At 57.6% G+C, this 16,073-nt stretch carries 9 protein-coding genes; 4 read left to right on the top strand and 5 right to left on the bottom strand.

Features of this window, described 5'->3' with window-relative positions; all coding sequences use genetic code 11:
• Positions 1 to 47: 47 nt before the first annotated feature.
• The gene (locus tag AC3IUF_RS03630; protein WP_007911587.1) at positions 48 to 929 is read right to left on the bottom strand and encodes a LysR substrate-binding domain-containing protein; all 882 of its coding nucleotides are present in this window, start codon (positions 927 to 929) and stop codon (positions 48 to 50) included.
• Positions 930 to 1,162: 233 nt separating this feature from the next.
• Between AC3IUF_RS03630 and AC3IUF_RS03635 the strand changes: the two genes are divergently transcribed.
• Positions 1,163 to 1,927: a sulfite exporter TauE/SafE family protein gene (locus AC3IUF_RS03635; RefSeq protein ID WP_489280389.1), complete on the top strand. Its 765-nt coding sequence runs from the start codon at positions 1,163 to 1,165 to the stop codon at positions 1,925 to 1,927.
• Here AC3IUF_RS03635 and AC3IUF_RS03640 read toward each other — a convergent pair.
• Positions 1,917 to 2,231 carry a putative quinol monooxygenase gene (locus AC3IUF_RS03640; protein ID WP_489280391.1) on the bottom strand — a complete coding sequence of 105 codons (315 nt, stop codon included), beginning with the start codon at positions 2,229 to 2,231 and terminating at the stop codon, positions 1,917 to 1,919. The two genes, AC3IUF_RS03635 and AC3IUF_RS03640, sit on opposite strands and share 11 nt — an antisense overlap.
• A gap of 184 nt (positions 2,232 to 2,415) precedes the next feature.
• Here AC3IUF_RS03640 and mdaB point away from each other — a divergent pair, with 184 nt between their 5' ends.
• The 3 genes from mdaB (at position 2,416) to AC3IUF_RS03655 (ending at position 5,023) form a co-directional block, all read left to right on the top strand.
• On the top strand, positions 2,416 to 3,006 hold the full coding sequence (gene mdaB / locus AC3IUF_RS03645) for an NADPH:quinone oxidoreductase MdaB (protein ID WP_489280393.1): 591 nt from the start codon (positions 2,416 to 2,418) through the stop codon (positions 3,004 to 3,006).
• Positions 3,007 to 3,114: 108 nt separating this feature from the next.
• Positions 3,115 to 4,026 (top strand): LysR family transcriptional regulator, encoded by a 912-nt coding sequence (locus tag AC3IUF_RS03650; RefSeq protein ID WP_095114184.1) that lies wholly within the window; start codon positions 3,115 to 3,117, stop codon positions 4,024 to 4,026.
• Between the two features lie 103 nt (positions 4,027 to 4,129).
• Positions 4,130 to 5,023 (top strand): NAD-dependent epimerase/dehydratase family protein, encoded by an 894-nt coding sequence (locus AC3IUF_RS03655; protein ID WP_489280395.1) that lies wholly within the window; start codon positions 4,130 to 4,132, stop codon positions 5,021 to 5,023.
• A gap of 118 nt (positions 5,024 to 5,141) precedes the next feature.
• Here the strand turns inward: AC3IUF_RS03655 and AC3IUF_RS03660 are convergent, their stop codons facing one another.
• The 3 genes from AC3IUF_RS03660 to AC3IUF_RS03670 are packed head-to-tail and all read right to left on the bottom strand — an operon-like array spanning position 5,142 to position 16,065.
• Positions 5,142 to 8,009, bottom strand: a complete 2,868-nt coding sequence (locus AC3IUF_RS03660) for an RHS repeat-associated core domain-containing protein (protein ID WP_489280397.1) — start codon at positions 8,007 to 8,009, stop codon at positions 5,142 to 5,144.
• Positions 8,006 to 12,454: a SpvB/TcaC N-terminal domain-containing protein gene (locus AC3IUF_RS03665; RefSeq protein ID WP_489280399.1), complete on the bottom strand. Its 4,449-nt coding sequence runs from the start codon at positions 12,452 to 12,454 to the stop codon at positions 8,006 to 8,008. Before AC3IUF_RS03665 ends, AC3IUF_RS03660 begins: the two co-directional genes overlap by 4 nt.
• Positions 12,451 to 16,065: a Tc toxin subunit A-related protein gene (locus AC3IUF_RS03670; RefSeq protein WP_123375812.1), complete on the bottom strand. Its 3,615-nt coding sequence runs from the start codon at positions 16,063 to 16,065 to the stop codon at positions 12,451 to 12,453. Before AC3IUF_RS03670 ends, AC3IUF_RS03665 begins: the two co-directional genes overlap by 4 nt.
• Positions 16,066 to 16,073: the final 8 nt, after the last annotated feature.

The following is a 16,073-nucleotide window of genomic DNA, read 5'->3' on the forward strand; positions in this document are numbered from 1 at the left end:
CTCCTGAAATGAAGCGCACAGGATAGAGTCTGCCCCTAGCGGTAGAGTCAAGGCACCAGCGCATCAAACAAGGCCCGGGCGTAACCGGGCAGGTGGTCGAAGTCGCGTGCGCACAGTTGCAAGGTGCGATGCGCCCAGACTTCGTCCAGCGGCCGGCACGTTACCGAGTGCACTGCCGCCCAGCGCTCGATGGCCACCTTGGGCACGATGGCCAGCCCCGCACCTCGCGCCACCATGCGCATGACCCCCTCGAAGCCATCGGCGCGGATCCGGATCGACATGCGCTGGCCGATGTGCAGCGCTTGTTCCTCCAGGTGAATCGCCAGCGCGCTGTGGCTGCCAAGCGCGACATAGTCGTGCGCCAGGGTTTCACCAAACGTCAGTGACGGCCGACTCGCCAGAGCATGGTCAGGGGGCAGGATCAGTACCAATGGATCGTCGCGAAAGGGCCGGGTTTGCAGGCCATGGGTGTCGACCGCATCGGAGACGATCCCGAGGTCCGCCGCGCCTTGGCGCAAGGCGTGGGTGATGCGCGCGCTGGGCAGTTCCTGCAAGTCGATGTCGAGATTGGGATGATCGCGCAGGAAGTCCGCGAGTACTTCCGGCAGGTATTCGGTGATCGCGGTCGTGTTGCACAGCAAGCGCACCTGACCTTTGACGCCTTGGGCATAGTCGGCCAGATCCTGTTGCAGGCGTTCGGCTTGTTGCAGAAGGATGCGCGCATGCTGGGCGAGGGCTTTGCCGGCCGGTGTCGGCGTGACGCCACGGCGGCCGCGCTCGAGAAAATCGGTGCCGAGTGAGGCTTCCATGGCACGGATCCTGGCGCTGGCGGCGGCCAGGGATAAATGGCTGCGGGCGGCGCCGGCGGTGATGTTGCCGGTGTCGAGGATGTGCAGGTAGAGGCGCAGGTCGGTGAGGTCGAAGTGCATGATTGGCAGCCTCTGGTTTTTGTGGTGTCTGGGCTGGCCCCATCGCTGGCAAGCCAGCTCCCACAGGTTTCAGTGTTGATCTCAAAATGTGTGAACAACAAAAAAACTGTGGGAGCTGGCTTGCCAGCGATGAGGCCAACAGCTTCAAAAAAATATCAGCCTCTTGTCAGGAGAGAGGCAGCCTCAGTATATGGCAGATTTTCAGCCAACCCCGACTGGCGCAGAGTAGCGCGATGCACACACTCACAGATTTCTACCAGCACCTCGGCCTGGCCCTGTCCATGCTGGTCATCATGACCTTCATCCTCGCCGGCCTGATCAAAGGCGTGATCGGCCTCGGCCTGCCGACCGTTGCCATGGGGCTGCTCGGTCTGGCTATGGCGCCGTCGCAGGCAGCCGCTTTGCTGATCATCCCGGCAACCCTGACCAACGTCTGGCAACTGGCTTTTGGTGGTCACCTCAAAGGACTGGTCAAACGCCTGTGGCCGATGCTGCTGATGATCTTCTTCGGCACCGCAATCGGCACGTTATCGATCGGTATGGCGGGCGGGCATTGGCTGGTGCGCGGGTTGGGCGCGGCGCTGTTGCTCTATGCGTTGAGTGGCTTGTTTCTGCCAACACTGCGCATCCAGCCGCGTCATGAAACCTGGCTCGGCCCGGCGTGCGGTTTGATCACCGGCGTCATCACCTCGGCCACCGGCGTCTTCGTGATTCCGGCGGTGCCATACCTGCAAGCGCTTGGCTTGAATCGCGATCAACTGGTGCAGGCGCTGGGCCTGTCATTCACCGTTTCGACGTTGGCATTGGCCGCTGGATTGCTCTGGCGTGGCGCGCTCGGTGGCGACGAACTAAGCGCTTCGCTGCTGGCGCTGATCCCGGCCATTCTCGGCATGTTGCTTGGTCAATGGCTGCGCGAACGCATCAGCGCCGTGCTGTTCAAGCGGGTGTTCTTTATCGGTCTGGGCGCGCTCGGCGCCCATTTGTTGATCAGCGGTTAGCCGAGGCTTCGCTGAGCATTTCGATCTGGCGGATATCAAAATCGCGCTCCAGATAATCCATGCGCTGCTCAAAGAATGCTTTCATATGCGGCAGGTTCGAGTGCACATCCAGGTGCGCTTGCGACGCCCAGATCTCGTAGAAGATGAACAGCGTCGGGTCTTCCTTGTCGCGCAGCATGTGGTACTCGATGCAGCCCGGCTCCGCGCGACTCGGCTCAACGTAAGCGCGAAACAGCGTCTCGAAGGCTTCGGCTTTTTCCGGGCGGGTCTTGGCGTGCAGGATAAAACCCTGGCGTTCACTCATCGCAGCAACTCCTCAAATTCTGATGGCCGCAAATGCTATGGCAACAATCGGCATTCGATTCGTGCTTTTTGATCAAATGTATTTTGCGCAAAACCGGCTTATTCCGCGCGAGGCGGATCGTTAATCTGCCGCCATTCCCATTTCTCTTCTCCACCCAGCCCAATGGCTGCGCCGAGGCTTTCTCATGAAAAAAGTGCTGTTGCTCAATGGCGGTAAAAAGTTCGCTCACTCCGACGGTCGCTACAACGCCACCCTGCACGAAGCTGCGCTGAGCGTGCTCGATCGCGGCGGTGTCGACGTCAAGACCACCTTCATCGACGAGGGCTACGACGTTGCTGAAGAAGTCGCCAAATTCCTTTGGGCCGACGTGATCATTTATCAGATGCCAGGCTGGTGGATGGGCGCGCCTTGGACGGTGAAAAAGTACCTCGACGAAGTCTTCACCGAAGGCCACGGCAGCCTCTACGCCAGCGACGGCCGCACCCGTTCCGATGCCTCGCAGAAGTACGGCAGTGGCGGTCTGATTCAGGGCAAGCAATACATGCTGTCGCTGACCTGGAATGCACCGCAGCAAGCGTTCGATGACCCGACTGATTTCTTCGAAGCCAAAGGCGTCGACGCGGTGTACTTCCCGTTTCACAAAGCCAATGAGTTTTTGGGCATGACCGGTTTGCCGACGTTCCTCTGTGTCGACGTGATGAAGCGGCCGAATATCGAGGCTGATGTGGCGCGCTATGAGCAGCATCTGACCGAGGTGTTTGCTCTCAAGGCCTGAATGGTTTCGGGCTACTATCGGTGGTAACAGCAAAAGATCGCAGCCTGCGGCAGCTCCTACAGCGCGTTGCAGTCATCTGCGATCTTGGCGATTTCAAAGAGGACACCCGTGAAAGCCAGATCCGATGAGTTGCAGATTTTCGTCTGCGTGATCGAATGCGGTTCGATTTCCGCCGCCGCCGAACAGGTCGGGCAGACGCCGTCGGCGGTCAGTCGCACGTTGTCGAAGCTGGAAGCCAAGCTCGATACCACGCTGATCAACCGCACCACGCGGCGCATGGACCTGACCGAGGAGGGCAAGTATTTCTTCGAGCAGGCCAAGCTGATTCTCGATCAAATGGATCAACTCGAAGAACGCCTGTCCTCGCGCCAGCAAACCCCGTCCGGGCGCTTGCGGATCAATGCCGCATCGCCGTTCATGCTCCACGCGGTGGTCCCGTATATCGACGAATTCCGCCGCCTCTATCCGGACATCCAGCTCGAACTCAACAGCAACGACCTGATCATTGACCTGCTGGAACAAAGCACCGACGTCGCCATCCGCATCGGCACTCTCGCCGATTCGACGCTGCACGCGCGCTCGCTCGGTTGCAGTCCGCTGCTGATCGTCGCCAGCCCCGCCTATCTGGAAAAACACGGCGCGCCGCAGCAAGTCGCCGACCTGAGCGAACACACCTTGCTCGGCTTCACCCAGAACGAAGGCCTCAACCAATGGCCGCTGCGCTACGTGCACGGTGACCGCTGGCCAATCACCCCAGCGATCAGCGCCTCCAGCGGCGAGACCGTGCGCCACCTGGCGCTGGAAGGTCAGGGCATCGCCTGTCTGTCGCACTTCATGACCATCGATGACATTCGGGCCGGGCGCCTGAAAGTCCTGCTCGGTGAATTCAACAGCGGTTATCGCCAACCGATCAACGCCGTGTACTACCGTAACTCGCAACTGGCGCTGCGCATTCAGTGCTTCCTCGATTTTATCCAGAGCAAACTCGCCGCCTACGCCAGCGCTGATTTCAAGGGCTGATTCGTGACCTCTGCGCAAGAGTGAATTGGGCAGGGGCGGGTTTTTCCCTCCGGCTCACGGGCAGATACTCGTCCCATCACTTACTCACGCAGGGAGTTAATTCATGAACGTATTCGTCACCGGCGCTGCCGGATTTATCGGCGGTTCGATCGCTACCGGTCTGGTTCAGGCCGGGCATCAAGTCACCGGACTGGTGCGCAGCGCCGAGCAGGCTGCTGAGTTGAAAGCGCTTGGCATCACCCCGGTCATCGGCACTCTTGATGACAAAGCACTGCTCGTCGAACAGGCCCGCGCTGCGGATGCGGTGATCAACGCCGCCAGCAGCGACCATCGCGGTGCGGTCGAAGCGCTGCTCGATGCCTTGCGCGGTTCCAATAAAGTATTCCTGCACACCAGCGGTTCGAGCATCGTCGGCGATGCCTCGGGCGGCAAGTCCAGCGATGTCATCTACTTTGAGGACAACCTGCCAGAACCGACCGTCGACAAGGCCGCACGTGTGGCCATCGACAACCTGATCCTTGCAGCAGCGAAGGACGGCGTGAACTCCGCCGTCATCTGCAACACGCTGATCTACGGCCATAGCCTGGGCGTCAACCGCGACAGCGTGCAGTTGCCGCGACTACTCAAGCAAGCACGCAAAAGTGACGTGGTGCGCCATGTCGGCACAGGCCAGAACATCTGGTCCAACGTGCACATCGAAGACGTCGTCGCCCTGTATCTGCTGGCGCTGACCAAGAACGTTCCGGGTACTTTCTACTTCGTTGAAAGCGGTGAAGCATCGTTCATCGACATGACCACCGCCATGGCCGAAGCCCTGAACCTAGGTCAACCAAAAGACTGGCCGTTGAAAGACGCTGAAGCCGAATGGGGCTACGAAATGGCCAACTATGGCCTCGGCTCCAACAGCCGCGTACGCGGCAAACACGCCCGCGAACTGCTGGGCTGGGTGCCGAAGCGTACGTCGGTGGTTGAGTGGATTCGTGAAGAGATGGTGTGAGTTCGCGCTCAACCGAAGTGCGGCTATCGACGAGTGCAGATTGATCGCATCCTTTTCAAGGGGAATGCGATCAATCTGTGGCACGACAGTCGCTCTATACCATCGCCCAGCCTGTTATTCAGCCGGAAGAGTGTCTCCTGCGTATTTCCGGCGCATGGCGAGCGAAGGGCGATAAGCCAGTGGCCACGGCAACATTTTTTGGAATGATTCCCGAGCAATTGCCACAGGCGGGGAAGTTCAGACTGCCAGGGACGGTCAGCTTTTGCACGTACAGGGTTGTATTGAACATCGCTTTTTGGAACGCAACTTCGTCGACGTTGCCCTCTCTATCTATTTTCGGCAGAGTGCTAGCCACATGATTGATGGCTTGCACATCTGCGTGGAGCCCAGCCACCCCTGCTCGTATCGGGATTACCGGGTTGGCGTGGATATGGTCTTCGATCAATTTCTTGGTTCTGGTCTGCAATGGCGTTGCACTAAATATTCGATATTGGTCTTCCACACCCTTCAAAAATGCGTTTATATCCGTTACCGAGTACGTGCCAAGATCGCTGGGCGCGAGTAGCTCGATTTCTTTAAAAGGCTCGCAGATCGCCTGTCCCTTCTGTACGCGTGTCTTGACGGCATTGAAAGTCGGAATGCCTTTGGTGGTGTAGTCCGTCCCGTTCACCTCGATACCAGGAAACGGATTCTTGCCACTGGGACTGCCAGGCAAATTGAAAAATGAACCAATCAGCGGTGACGCCGGGTCGTCTGACCGGGTATAGGCTGCGTGTGCCGTACGGTTTTTCACCCCCCTGGGTATATCCCTGGAGGTGGCGGGCGCCTGAGTTGTATTATCTTGAGCTAGCGTTCCGTTCAAATCACCTGTGGATCGCGAATGTTGAATTCCCTTCAGGTAATCGCCGGTTTTTGCCGAGAAAATTGAATAAGCTCGATTTTTGAAGTGCGCATTCGGGGCACGCTCGATTGCGCTATCGGCAATATCGACATAGTTTACCGCTTCAAATTTCTGTAGTCCGCCCTGATCGCTATATCTGATCGGGTTGTTGCCCACCATGCAAAACAGGTTCAAGCCATCGACGGTTCCGGCTGGGTCCGCGCTGATCCAGCGTTGCAACCAAGGGGCATAGTAGCGGTGTCCGTAGTAATACAGGCCGCTGCTGTCGCGTTCCTTGCCCGAGTGGCGCACCGTTGTGTATTGCGCCTCGATTGCTGACCGCGCGGCGCTCCAGGCCGTGCCTCCAAAAGGGTAGTACGCTTCCTGGCTGATCAGATTTGCGTCGTCATCAAGTTCCAGCATGCAAGATCCACAGGGTTCGTCCAGGCTATAGCGCAGTTGCTGGCGGGAGCCCATGGCTGCAGGTTTGCCCTCAGTCCAGTGCAGATAACGGATGTTGCATCGACCGGCCTGCAGAGTAATGACTTCCAGACGCTGCTTGTTCTGCGAACGCAATTCCAGTCCCGGCAGATAAACCACCTCATCGCGATGGGTGAGCGTCCCGCCGTGAAACGTGCGGGATTTGCGCACCCGCTGACCGCTGCCATCATAGGTGTAGCGTTCCTCGTCATTGGCGCCGTTGGCACGGCTGACCAGTGTCACGCCAGCCAATTGGTTCAAGGCATTCCATTGCAGCGGCTGACCGGGCTGCAAGGTCAGCAGATTTCCATGGACATCCCAGCCCATGGCCGTGTCGGTGGCCGGATCGCTCTGGTTCCAGGCAACAAGACGATTGCTGTCTTCGGCAATGTGCAGGTTTCTCGTATATTGATTGCCATCGCGAACATGGCGCAAGGTCGTCAGATTGCCGCCCGTGTCGTAAGAAAATTGCTGGGTGTAGTTGAACAACTCTCCGACCGCAATGGTCATGCTGGCAGCGGGCACCAGTTTCGGCTGGGTGATTGCTGCCTGTGCCTCGCGGCCGGTGGCGCTGGTCAATTGGTAAAGGCTGTCATACGTGAAGCGGCTGACGGCCTGTACCTGTTGATTGTTCGCGAAGCTGGCGGGCTGGGCCTTGTCGGCAATGGACAAGACGTTGCCCACTGCGTCGAAGACATACTGCAAATCCTGCAGGACCCGGCCAGCCTTCGAGGCACTCAGCTCACAGAGACGACCGCTGGCCATATCGTACTTCGCGCGGTTGATCACGCCGTTTGCGGCCCGTTGGGACTGGATCTGCCCAAACGCGTTGTACTCGATGTCGCTGATGATCACGCGTTCGGCGGGCTGGTCGGCGATCTTCAGGTGCAGCGTTTTGAGCTGCCCGGCGACATTGAAGCTGTAGCGTTGGGTGTGGCCTTTCGCATCGGTTTGTTCGAGCATCGTACCGCTGCTGTCGTACTGCCAATGTGTGGTATGGCGTCGATCCTCAAGCAGGGCGTCACGTTTTTCGACGGTGTCTGGCCAGTCGGGCAATTGTGCAGCGATTAACAGTTGCCGTGTTTGGTCGGACGGTTCTCCGCACAGCGCATAGGCATTGCTCGACAACGTGCCCGCACTGTCATCGTGACGCACCAGTCGGGCGCAGCAATTGCGCTGTGCCGAGTCGACAGAGCTGTCGCCATAGGTAAAGCGTTCGGCAACGCGCATGGCTTGACCGGGCGATTGTTCATCGACCCTCACCGGGCGTAACTGGCGATCATATTCCATGTTCCAGAGGTTGCCGCGTTGATCCCAACGCCTGCCAGGCTGGCCGGTGGCCTGAGCCAGTGACAGGCTCCATCCGGAATCGACACAAACCACGCCCAATGGCGTGCCGGCCAGCGAGTAGGACATCGTGCGATTAGGCACGAGTTTTCGTGCGTCCTGTCTGGCATCCCACTGCTCGATCAGGTGTCCGGCAGTGTCGTAGGTATGCCGCGTGACCCTGGGGGTTGCGGGTACCTCCGATTCACTGCTGCGGTAATAAGCGATGTGGCGCACCATCAGTCCACGGCTGTCGATGACGCTGACGTCAGGTGTCTTGTTGTGCAGGCGGGCGCTCATGCTTGCACTCCTTTCGAGGTGGCGGACATGACTTCTTCAAGGGTGTCGTTCTCGTCTTCCATGACTGAATACCAAGGGTGATAACGGTGGCGACGCAGGTATGAAATCGCGCCCTGTTTTGCCAGAAATGTTTCGGTCGGTCTGCCCAGTGCGTCGTAATGCTGGAGGTCGTAATGGTCCAGTGTGCGCATCGACGTGTCCTTGACGTAGCAGTGACGATCGGCGAAGTACGGTCGATAGATGCGGATTGGCAGGCCCTTGTTGTTGTATTCCTGCCTGCCGGTGACGCACCAGCGTGTGGTGGTGGCGCTTTCGTGCGCGACGTCGTTAACGAGGACGAGTCTGTTGTCGTCGCCGACGAGGTATGCCAGTCCCGGATCGACCTTTTGTTTGCTTTGCAACTCCCGCCCGAAGCCATCAAGGCAGCTCAGGGAAATATGGATCTGCTGCTGATCGTCGGGATAACGGTCCGCACTCAACAAGGCTGTGTGCACGGGCTCGCGATGTGCCTGCTGAATCAGTGCTGCAAGTTGTTGCGCATCACCGCTCAGCCGAGCGCCACTGGCGGCAAGTTCGCGGGCGCGTGTGCAGATGTGGCCGTCGGGTAACAGAAGACCTTGTGCTACGCAGCGCTTCAGCCATTCGATATCGCGCCGTGCGTTTTCTTTAATGCGGCCCATCCAGCTGAACACATCGTAGGCGGCGACACTTGCAGCTTTCTGCAGTGCGCCCTGCGGATCGGCAATTGCGCTCGACGGTGTGAGCGAGTCCGGTCGTCGGTAGCTGCTCAGCCTGGCGAATCCGACCGGTCGGCCCTGCTCGGTTCCATGCACACTGCTGGCCAGTACCTGACCGAAAGGGTTCATCAGCACTTCATTGATGTTGCCATTGGCGTCGGTGATTTGCGTTGGTGCCATGACACGGTAATCGTATCTGGCCTGGGTGGTGCAGCCATCCTCCTGACGAATGGCGAGCACACAGCAGTGATACGCATCATGCTCTACGGTCACCCGACCCTGGAGTGCGGTGGCTTGCAGGGACTCAGGTTTATGGAAGCCTTTTCCTGAGGCCACGGTCACGAAGCCGCTCTTGACCGACCAGAACGTGTTTTGCGCCCCGGCGGGCGCGAGCCAGTCGCTCATGCGCTCATAGCCAAAACGGCTCAGCAACGCGTCGTCTGGCCGAAGATCGGGCGCCAGGGTATCGAAGGCACGCAGGGCTGATTGATCAAATTCAGCTGTTTCGACGTAGGCGCCAATGCCGGCGAATTCAGCCACGCCGTCGGGCAATACCAGGCCGCTCCGGGCGTTTTGATAGCGTTGTACGGACAATCCGGTCAACACTCCCGTCTTCGCAACGCCAGAGTCGACAAGCCATTTCGCGAACTTTTCGTAATTGATGTCACTTGGGTTCAACCCATCGACTGCCGTTGACTTACCTGCTTCGTATGCCTGGCTGCGCTGGCGCCATGGCAGGCCGAGACGCCAGTCCTGATCATCGCTGAGATGAATGTATTCGGCACAGTGCTCACTGATGTAGAAGCGCTGTTGCGCCGGGTCATGGGCGTCTTTCCACCAGTCGCTTTCATGGACTTGATCGAAGGGGGCGGTGTCACTGGCGGTCAGGCGTCGCGCGTAATGGATCTGGAAACTCTGCTCTACGGCACCGAACCGGTCCCGGCGGGCATTGATCGTGTGCAGGCATTGCGGATCTGCAACGAAGCCGTCGTAGTTGTAATTAATCGATTCGAGTTCCAGAGGCAGTACACGGACGTGGTCTCGCGCAACCTGTTGTGGTGTCAGCAGGCGCACGTGATAACGGTGTTCTTCAACCTGCAGCAGCTTGCGCAATTTCGACCCTGCGCCGAGATCAAAGACCTCGCGCCGCAACAGGCGCCCGCACAGGGCCCTGGCAATCGCCCGGCGGGTGGCTTCATCGGTCGCTTCGACGGCGAGGTCTTTTGCGTCCTGATACCGACTCACATAGACATTGCCCAAGGGGCGCGCGTGTTTGTCGGATATGTCGTAGCCGCGGCGAGATGGCTCGCTTGGCTGGCCGGTATGAAACCACTGGCGGGTTCTGCTCGGCGGCATGAGGTCGGCACTGGACAAGCGTTCGCTGCTGCTTTCGATCAGCAGCCCAAATCCGCGCAGTTGCCGCTCCTTGCTGTCGTAGTAGCCCTGGCGATAGTTGAAGCGTTGAGTCAGCTGATTTTCAGTGATTTCATCCCGTTGCGTCTGGCTCCTGACCAGATGCAAGGCAAAGGGCAAGTGGCAGGTCAGGTCGACCTTTTTCCCCTTCATGCGCTCGGTTTTTTCGTCCAGCCATTCCTGCGCGGAACTGCGGTAAACAATGCTCGTGGACTGCCCCATGTTGTTGTTTGAGGTGGTCAGCAGGTAGGGCTTGTGCGGGACGAAGTCATAGCGCCAGTGATGTGGGGAGTTTCGGGGCGCATGGAGCACCAGGCTGGAGCAGCCCAGACCACGGGTGTCGACCAGATCGACACGGCACAGATCGTCGAAGCGCCAAGTCTCGGGCCAGGTCAACGTCACTGCTGAATCGAAGCCGTGGCCGGCGCGATTGACGAAAATCATCGCGTGTTCAGCTGTCAGGTAAATCAGGTCTGCGGCGCCCGAACCGTCCAGATCCGCAAGACGAATGCGCGAAGCGTCGAAAGTTTCGCGCGCTAGACCGGGCCAGGTTAAAACCCGGCCCGTGCCAAAACGCCCGCGACCAAGGTTCGGCCACACCTTGATTTCATCGTGACGGATGCGCACCAGATGCTGCTGGCCGCTGCCAAGCAGATCGCTGAACGCGACCAGCTCCTGCTTCGAGTCGCTGAAAATCGGAAGGTTATCTTCGTCATCGGAGCGGGCGACTTCATGTGCAGCGCTGAACCCGTCACTCCTCTGGTTGGCGTACAGCCGGACGCTGCGTGGCCCGATCATTGCCAGATCGGCCAAGCCTTCGCCCATCAGATCGGCCTGAAGGGCCTTGTTGTTGAAGAAGTCCAGAGGAAACGCATTGAAAGCGTTGAAGTCGGTCCACGACCGATTCGGCGACATGGAGAAAAAACCGCTCATGGCCGGTTGCGCAATGACCCAGTCCAGACGCCCGTCGCCGGTCAGGTCGGACAGCGATTGCCGGGATGCATTGTTCAGCGTTGGCAGGGCGGGCAGAAGCTGCCCTTCGCCGTACACGACGTGGTCGGTGTTCGGCTTGCCGCGTAACGGCTCACGGTAACGCCAGTGGTCTTGGTGTCGGTAGAGCAACCCTGGCAAGCCTTCGCCATACAGGTCGACCCACTCCATGCGGTGGCTCTCGACCGTGGGCATCTGGCTGAAGGATGTCCAGGCAGAGGCCGATGGTTGCAAATTGAATTCGCTGTAGCTGAATTCAACAGGCGGATGGCTTTCGGGCTCGGGCGCCGCGTCGAATGCCTGCTGATGAGCGGCTGACAGCAAATGGTAACCCGCCTCGGTTTGCTGATAGTCGAGCAGCAGGCGCCTGACTAGCTGCGGGTCGTCTCCCAGTTCGGTGGGGAACCAATGGAACATCAGAATCTGCCGGCACAAGCGCTTCGTGCGCAACTCAAACCCGTAAGCGTAATTGAGAACTTCATCTTCGCGATGGACTGCATTGCCAGCGACATATCCGGGTTTTTGCGAGTACCCGGTATCGCGTCCGCCGTAGTCCAATACCAGTTCAAAATGCCAGCGCACGGACTCCAGGCGCTTCGGATGCCACAGATACAGGTGTTGCTGAGATTTTTCGTTGCCGTAGCAGACACGGCTCAGATAACGCTGTGCCGTCGCTTTACCAGCAGCAACGTCGGCCTGATATTCATAGTAGATGTGCTCGCCTGAAGCGTTGACGCTTTCTTGCAGCAGCCATTCGCCGACGCGCTGTAGATCCGCAGGGTCGGCCCGTCGTGCAATGGCCTGGCGGCCGAACAGGTGAAGGGTGCCATCGGCGGCATGAACCAGCCAGAAACCGGCGGGGTCATCGTCGGTAGACCAGTGTTCAATCCGGTCGAAAGCGCTTTCCACTCGAGCCAGATAGCGCGTTACCGTGTAGCTTTTTTTCAGATCAAGATTATTGTACTTGTCGTGTCGGCTCGACTGCGCCGGATACCACTCGACGCCGTCCGGGCCGGCAACTTCGTCTTCGCTGGTGTAAGTGGGCGCCCCTTTGCCGGTCACGCGGGTCACTGCCGGTGTCGGCAGATTCCATCCGATGCCGAACACGCCGTTGCCTGCCGAGCTCGAATAACCCAGGGTCATGGCCGGGTCAAACCCGCGCCCCGTCGAGATCGGCAACGCCAACTGGAAACTGGAAGCGCCGGTCGGTCCTACAGGCCCCCAGCCTTTACCCACGCTTTGAATGGCACCACCACCCTTGGGCAGCGCCGGAATATTGATGGAAACGGACTCAGGGCGACTCATTGCTGGCCTCCCGTCGACCTGGCCGTGTAGCTGATGTGAACAAGCACGTCAGTCAGCGAGTCGATGAAAGTCGTTCGCTCTTGTTGATTGGAAAGGCACAGACTCCAACTGGAAATGGCGCCGGTGAATTCGAATGGCAGGTAGCGCTCGTCGTTGAAATTAAGAGTGAACAGGCCGTTATCGTCAACGCCGGTCGACAGCGCGATCATTTCGTTGACCCGTTGGTTTTTCAGGGCTGGCGAGTCCGGTGCGGATGTCAGCTGGACTTCGCTGGAGAGCTGCATCAGGGTCGCCCGAACGTTTTCATACGGCGCGAGAACTGCCGGGAAGGAAACGCTGATGGTTTTGATCCGGCGCAGATAGTGCTTTTTGTAATCCTGCTCGAACAGTTTTTTTGTAAAGGCGAAATTGCACTTGCCTGTGGATTTGAAATCACTCAGGACTTTGCTCCAGTCCTCATTGCTGGCGGCTTTGAGCTGACGCAACGATACCGTTTTGCGAATCTCCAGTTCCCTGCAATTGCGCTGCAAGTAGTCTGCATGCATTTTCATCAAGGCCAGCTTTAGCGGCTCCCCGGCTCCAAGCCCACGCCGGGAATTTTGCCACGTGCCATGCGGCAGGAAGACTGTGCTGAAATCGGCGATCTCGTACTGCCAGGCTGCCTCGGCGGCCTTGCACAGTACCAGGGTCATGTCGTAAGCCTGACTGTAGATAGGGGCGAGTTGAGTGCCAAGCCACTGATACAACTGTGCCTGGGAGAAGCGCGTGCTGAGGAAGTCGTAGTTGCTCTTGGCCTGGGACAAAGCTGTTTGCGCCTGACGCATCAATAGCTCTGTGGCTTTCTGCTGTTCCTCCAGCGATTTCAACTGGGCGTCGATCTGGGTCAGCTCCAGTGCGGCTTGATCACGCGCAAGTGTCCATTCTTCACGGCGCCGGGTGAATTGTGCCGTACGATCCAGGTGGCTGGCGGCCGTTCGGTCAGCGGCCGCTCCCCCTTGGGCGATGGCGCTCAAGGCATGCAATGCGCCCTCCCAACGCATGCCGCCATTGGCCAGGCCGAAAGTGTTCGGCGCCAGCATCAGGGCACCGGCACCGGCCTGGGAGGCTAAAGCCAGTTGTTCGGCTACACCGCTGCGCAAGTACAACTGACTGGCATTGGTCTCCTCGGCACTGAGGTCCTGTTTGAGCAACGTTTCAAAATGCTCAAACCGCTGCTGCACGATCGCTTTGCCCACCTGCAACGCTTTGAGATTCTGCTGTTCGCCGCGCAATGCCTGTGTCTGTAAGTCAACCGCCAGCGATGCCTGCGCCCAGGCCTGCTGTTGCTGCACTTCCTGAAATTGCGATTGTTCCTGACGCTCGATCAGTGAGAGGAGCGTAAAGCCGAACTGAATCAGACTGTCAACGGCGCTCAACGCCTGTCCATGCATCACATTGAAGCGGTAATGCGGGATTTGCGTCGAGGCAAGGGCCGAAGGCGTGCCGCTCTGGCCACCGGAGTTGGCTGTCAGCAACAGCGTGCGTGGGTCTTGAGGCGATTCGAACAAGCGAACGGACTGGCGTTTACCGGCGATGTCCAGACCATGCCTCAAGTTATACAGGCGACTGTCCACCTGATCCCAACGCTTGAGTAAATCCGGATGGAATGGAATACGCAGATGTTTGATCGCCGGGAGCTGCAGTTGTACCGGGTTTTTTTGCCTGTTCAGATGCAGCGGGACGTTGCCATCCTTCTTGATGAGCTCCTGTTCAAGCTGTTTCATCTCCGTCAGGTCATCGTTTGCCAGTGTCTCAAGTGTGATCGGCTCCCAGAGGTCTTTCCGCCCGTTGATCACCGGGCGATTGCCAAGCAGATGACGCGCTTGCAGATAGAGCGACTTCGCCTGGTTAAGACTCTCGGTTGTCAGGCGGCGATAAGCCTCGTCAGCGCGATTGAGCAGAATGTCGATATAGAGAAAAAACACCGCCTTGCGAAAATGCACGCGATGGCTGAGCGCAATCTGATGCGGGTCGTAGGGGTTTTTATGCGCATAGGAAGGCTCTTCGACAGGATTCAGGGGTTCTGATTTCCAGAGTTGTTGCTGGCCATTGTTATCCTGGCCCCAAGGGTCGAAGAGGTAACTGACCCATTTTATCGCTTCTTCGTAACGGTGCTCGGCATTCAAGCGACTCGCGAGCAGCCATGGGACGTACAAAAACAGTTCTGTGAAGTACTGTCCGTAAGCGCCATGAAAATCCAGCGCCTTATCCCTCGTGTGGGCTGAACCTGGCGCGGACAGTTCGGATGTCGGTGAGTCGAGGTTGAACAGTTCGTCCAGACTGTTTTCCGCGCGGCGAATCATTTCGGCGGCAAAACCGGTGTCGAGACTGATCATGTTCTCATGGGATAGAGTCGTTTCATCCGGTTGAACGGTACGTTTTAATAGTTGCGATGAGTCTTCATCAACGATATCCCAGTAAGTGTTTTCATTGTTTTTCGTCATTACGCGTCGAGGGTTAACGGCCTCTAAAAGGGCCTTCAATTTCTCTGTTTGTGCTTTGGTAAAGGTACTTCTATCCGCTGCTTTAACAAAAAAATTCTTATCGATATGGCCAGTCAGGCTAACGTCACCCAGTGACAGGCCTATTGCGATCTGATTATCTTGTTCATAAGCGTAGATCGAGACACGTTTATTAAAATCCTCGGTTTTTGTGTTCGGGTAACCTTGGAAAAAGCCCTCGAGACATGTTTTTGGCAGGCTCCAGGTGCCGTCGATTTTACGCCACGCATAAATAAGTTTAAGTTGTGGGTTGCTTTGTCCTCTTGTGTTTTTATCCGTAAGCTGGTCAGGATGCTGATGGTGACTCTCTGCCCAGAATACATATAGTCGATTGTTGAACCAAACGGGCCGAATGGTGTGTTGAATGGCATTTTGTGAAATCGGAACATCTGCTTTTTCCCATTGACTCCAGGCTAGAGGATCAGGGCGCTTGAGTTTCTCGGCTCCCTCAGTGGTGAGCCTCACTGGCCGCTGCGACATATCGAGCGAGCGCCAATAATAGCGATCAGCTGAGCGCGATTTGGCCAGCACATAATGAACACCGTTGTCGACGTCATCACCATCGATATAACCATTGAGGATACTCAGGTTCGCCACTTCTTCAAACCGGGTCAGATAACCCAGTATTGCTTTTTGCGCGGTCGCTGAGTCGATCCGTCCCTGTGTCAAATCGTTTTCCAGTTGGCAAAAGTTTTCGCTTTTATCGACCCGCAATGCTGGATCAAGATAAAGCGAAGGGAAATACATCAGTTGCTGGTGGGCTGCCCAAGTCGGGTAATGACTCAAAACATTGTGCCAGTAAGAGCGCTGCTCCTCGCTCTTTGAATAACCGGACGAACCGCGAGTAAAAATCAGTTCGATGTGATGTTGAAGGCTGGAGATGGCAAAGCTGACCGGCGTCGCCGAAACATCGTTGCTGATGAGTGCATCGAGCAAACAGTGATCGTAAAGCGCTTCGGCAGTCTTGACTTCCGTTTTGGGGTTTGCAGACACTTCGAGGTGGAGATAATAAGCTACCTGGGCATCGCGCAGCCCCTCTTCCAACTGCTTTTGAATTTCTATGTTGTTCACGTTTATTC

Source organism: Pseudomonas sp. KH_040, assembly GCF_057839305.1.

Excerpts from the sequence above, each read along its gene's own strand:
- AC3IUF_RS03630 (WP_007911587.1), bottom strand. The coding sequence starts at position 929 with ATGCACTTCGACCTCACCGACCTGCGCCTCTACCTGCACATCCTCGAC.
- AC3IUF_RS03635 (WP_489280389.1), top strand. The coding sequence starts at position 1,163 with ATGCACACACTCACAGATTTCTACCAGCACCTCGGCCTGGCCCTGTCC.
- AC3IUF_RS03640 (WP_489280391.1), bottom strand. The coding sequence starts at position 2,231 with ATGAGTGAACGCCAGGGTTTTATCCTGCACGCCAAGACCCGCCCGGAA.
- mdaB (WP_489280393.1), top strand. The coding sequence starts at position 2,416 with ATGAAAAAAGTGCTGTTGCTCAATGGCGGTAAAAAGTTCGCTCACTCC.
- AC3IUF_RS03655 (WP_489280395.1), top strand. The coding sequence starts at position 4,130 with ATGAACGTATTCGTCACCGGCGCTGCCGGATTTATCGGCGGTTCGATC.
- AC3IUF_RS03660 (WP_489280397.1), bottom strand. The coding sequence starts at position 8,009 with ATGAGCGCCCGCCTGCACAACAAGACACCTGACGTCAGCGTCATCGAC.
- AC3IUF_RS03665 (WP_489280399.1), bottom strand. The coding sequence starts at position 12,454 with ATGAGTCGCCCTGAGTCCGTTTCCATCAATATTCCGGCGCTGCCCAAG.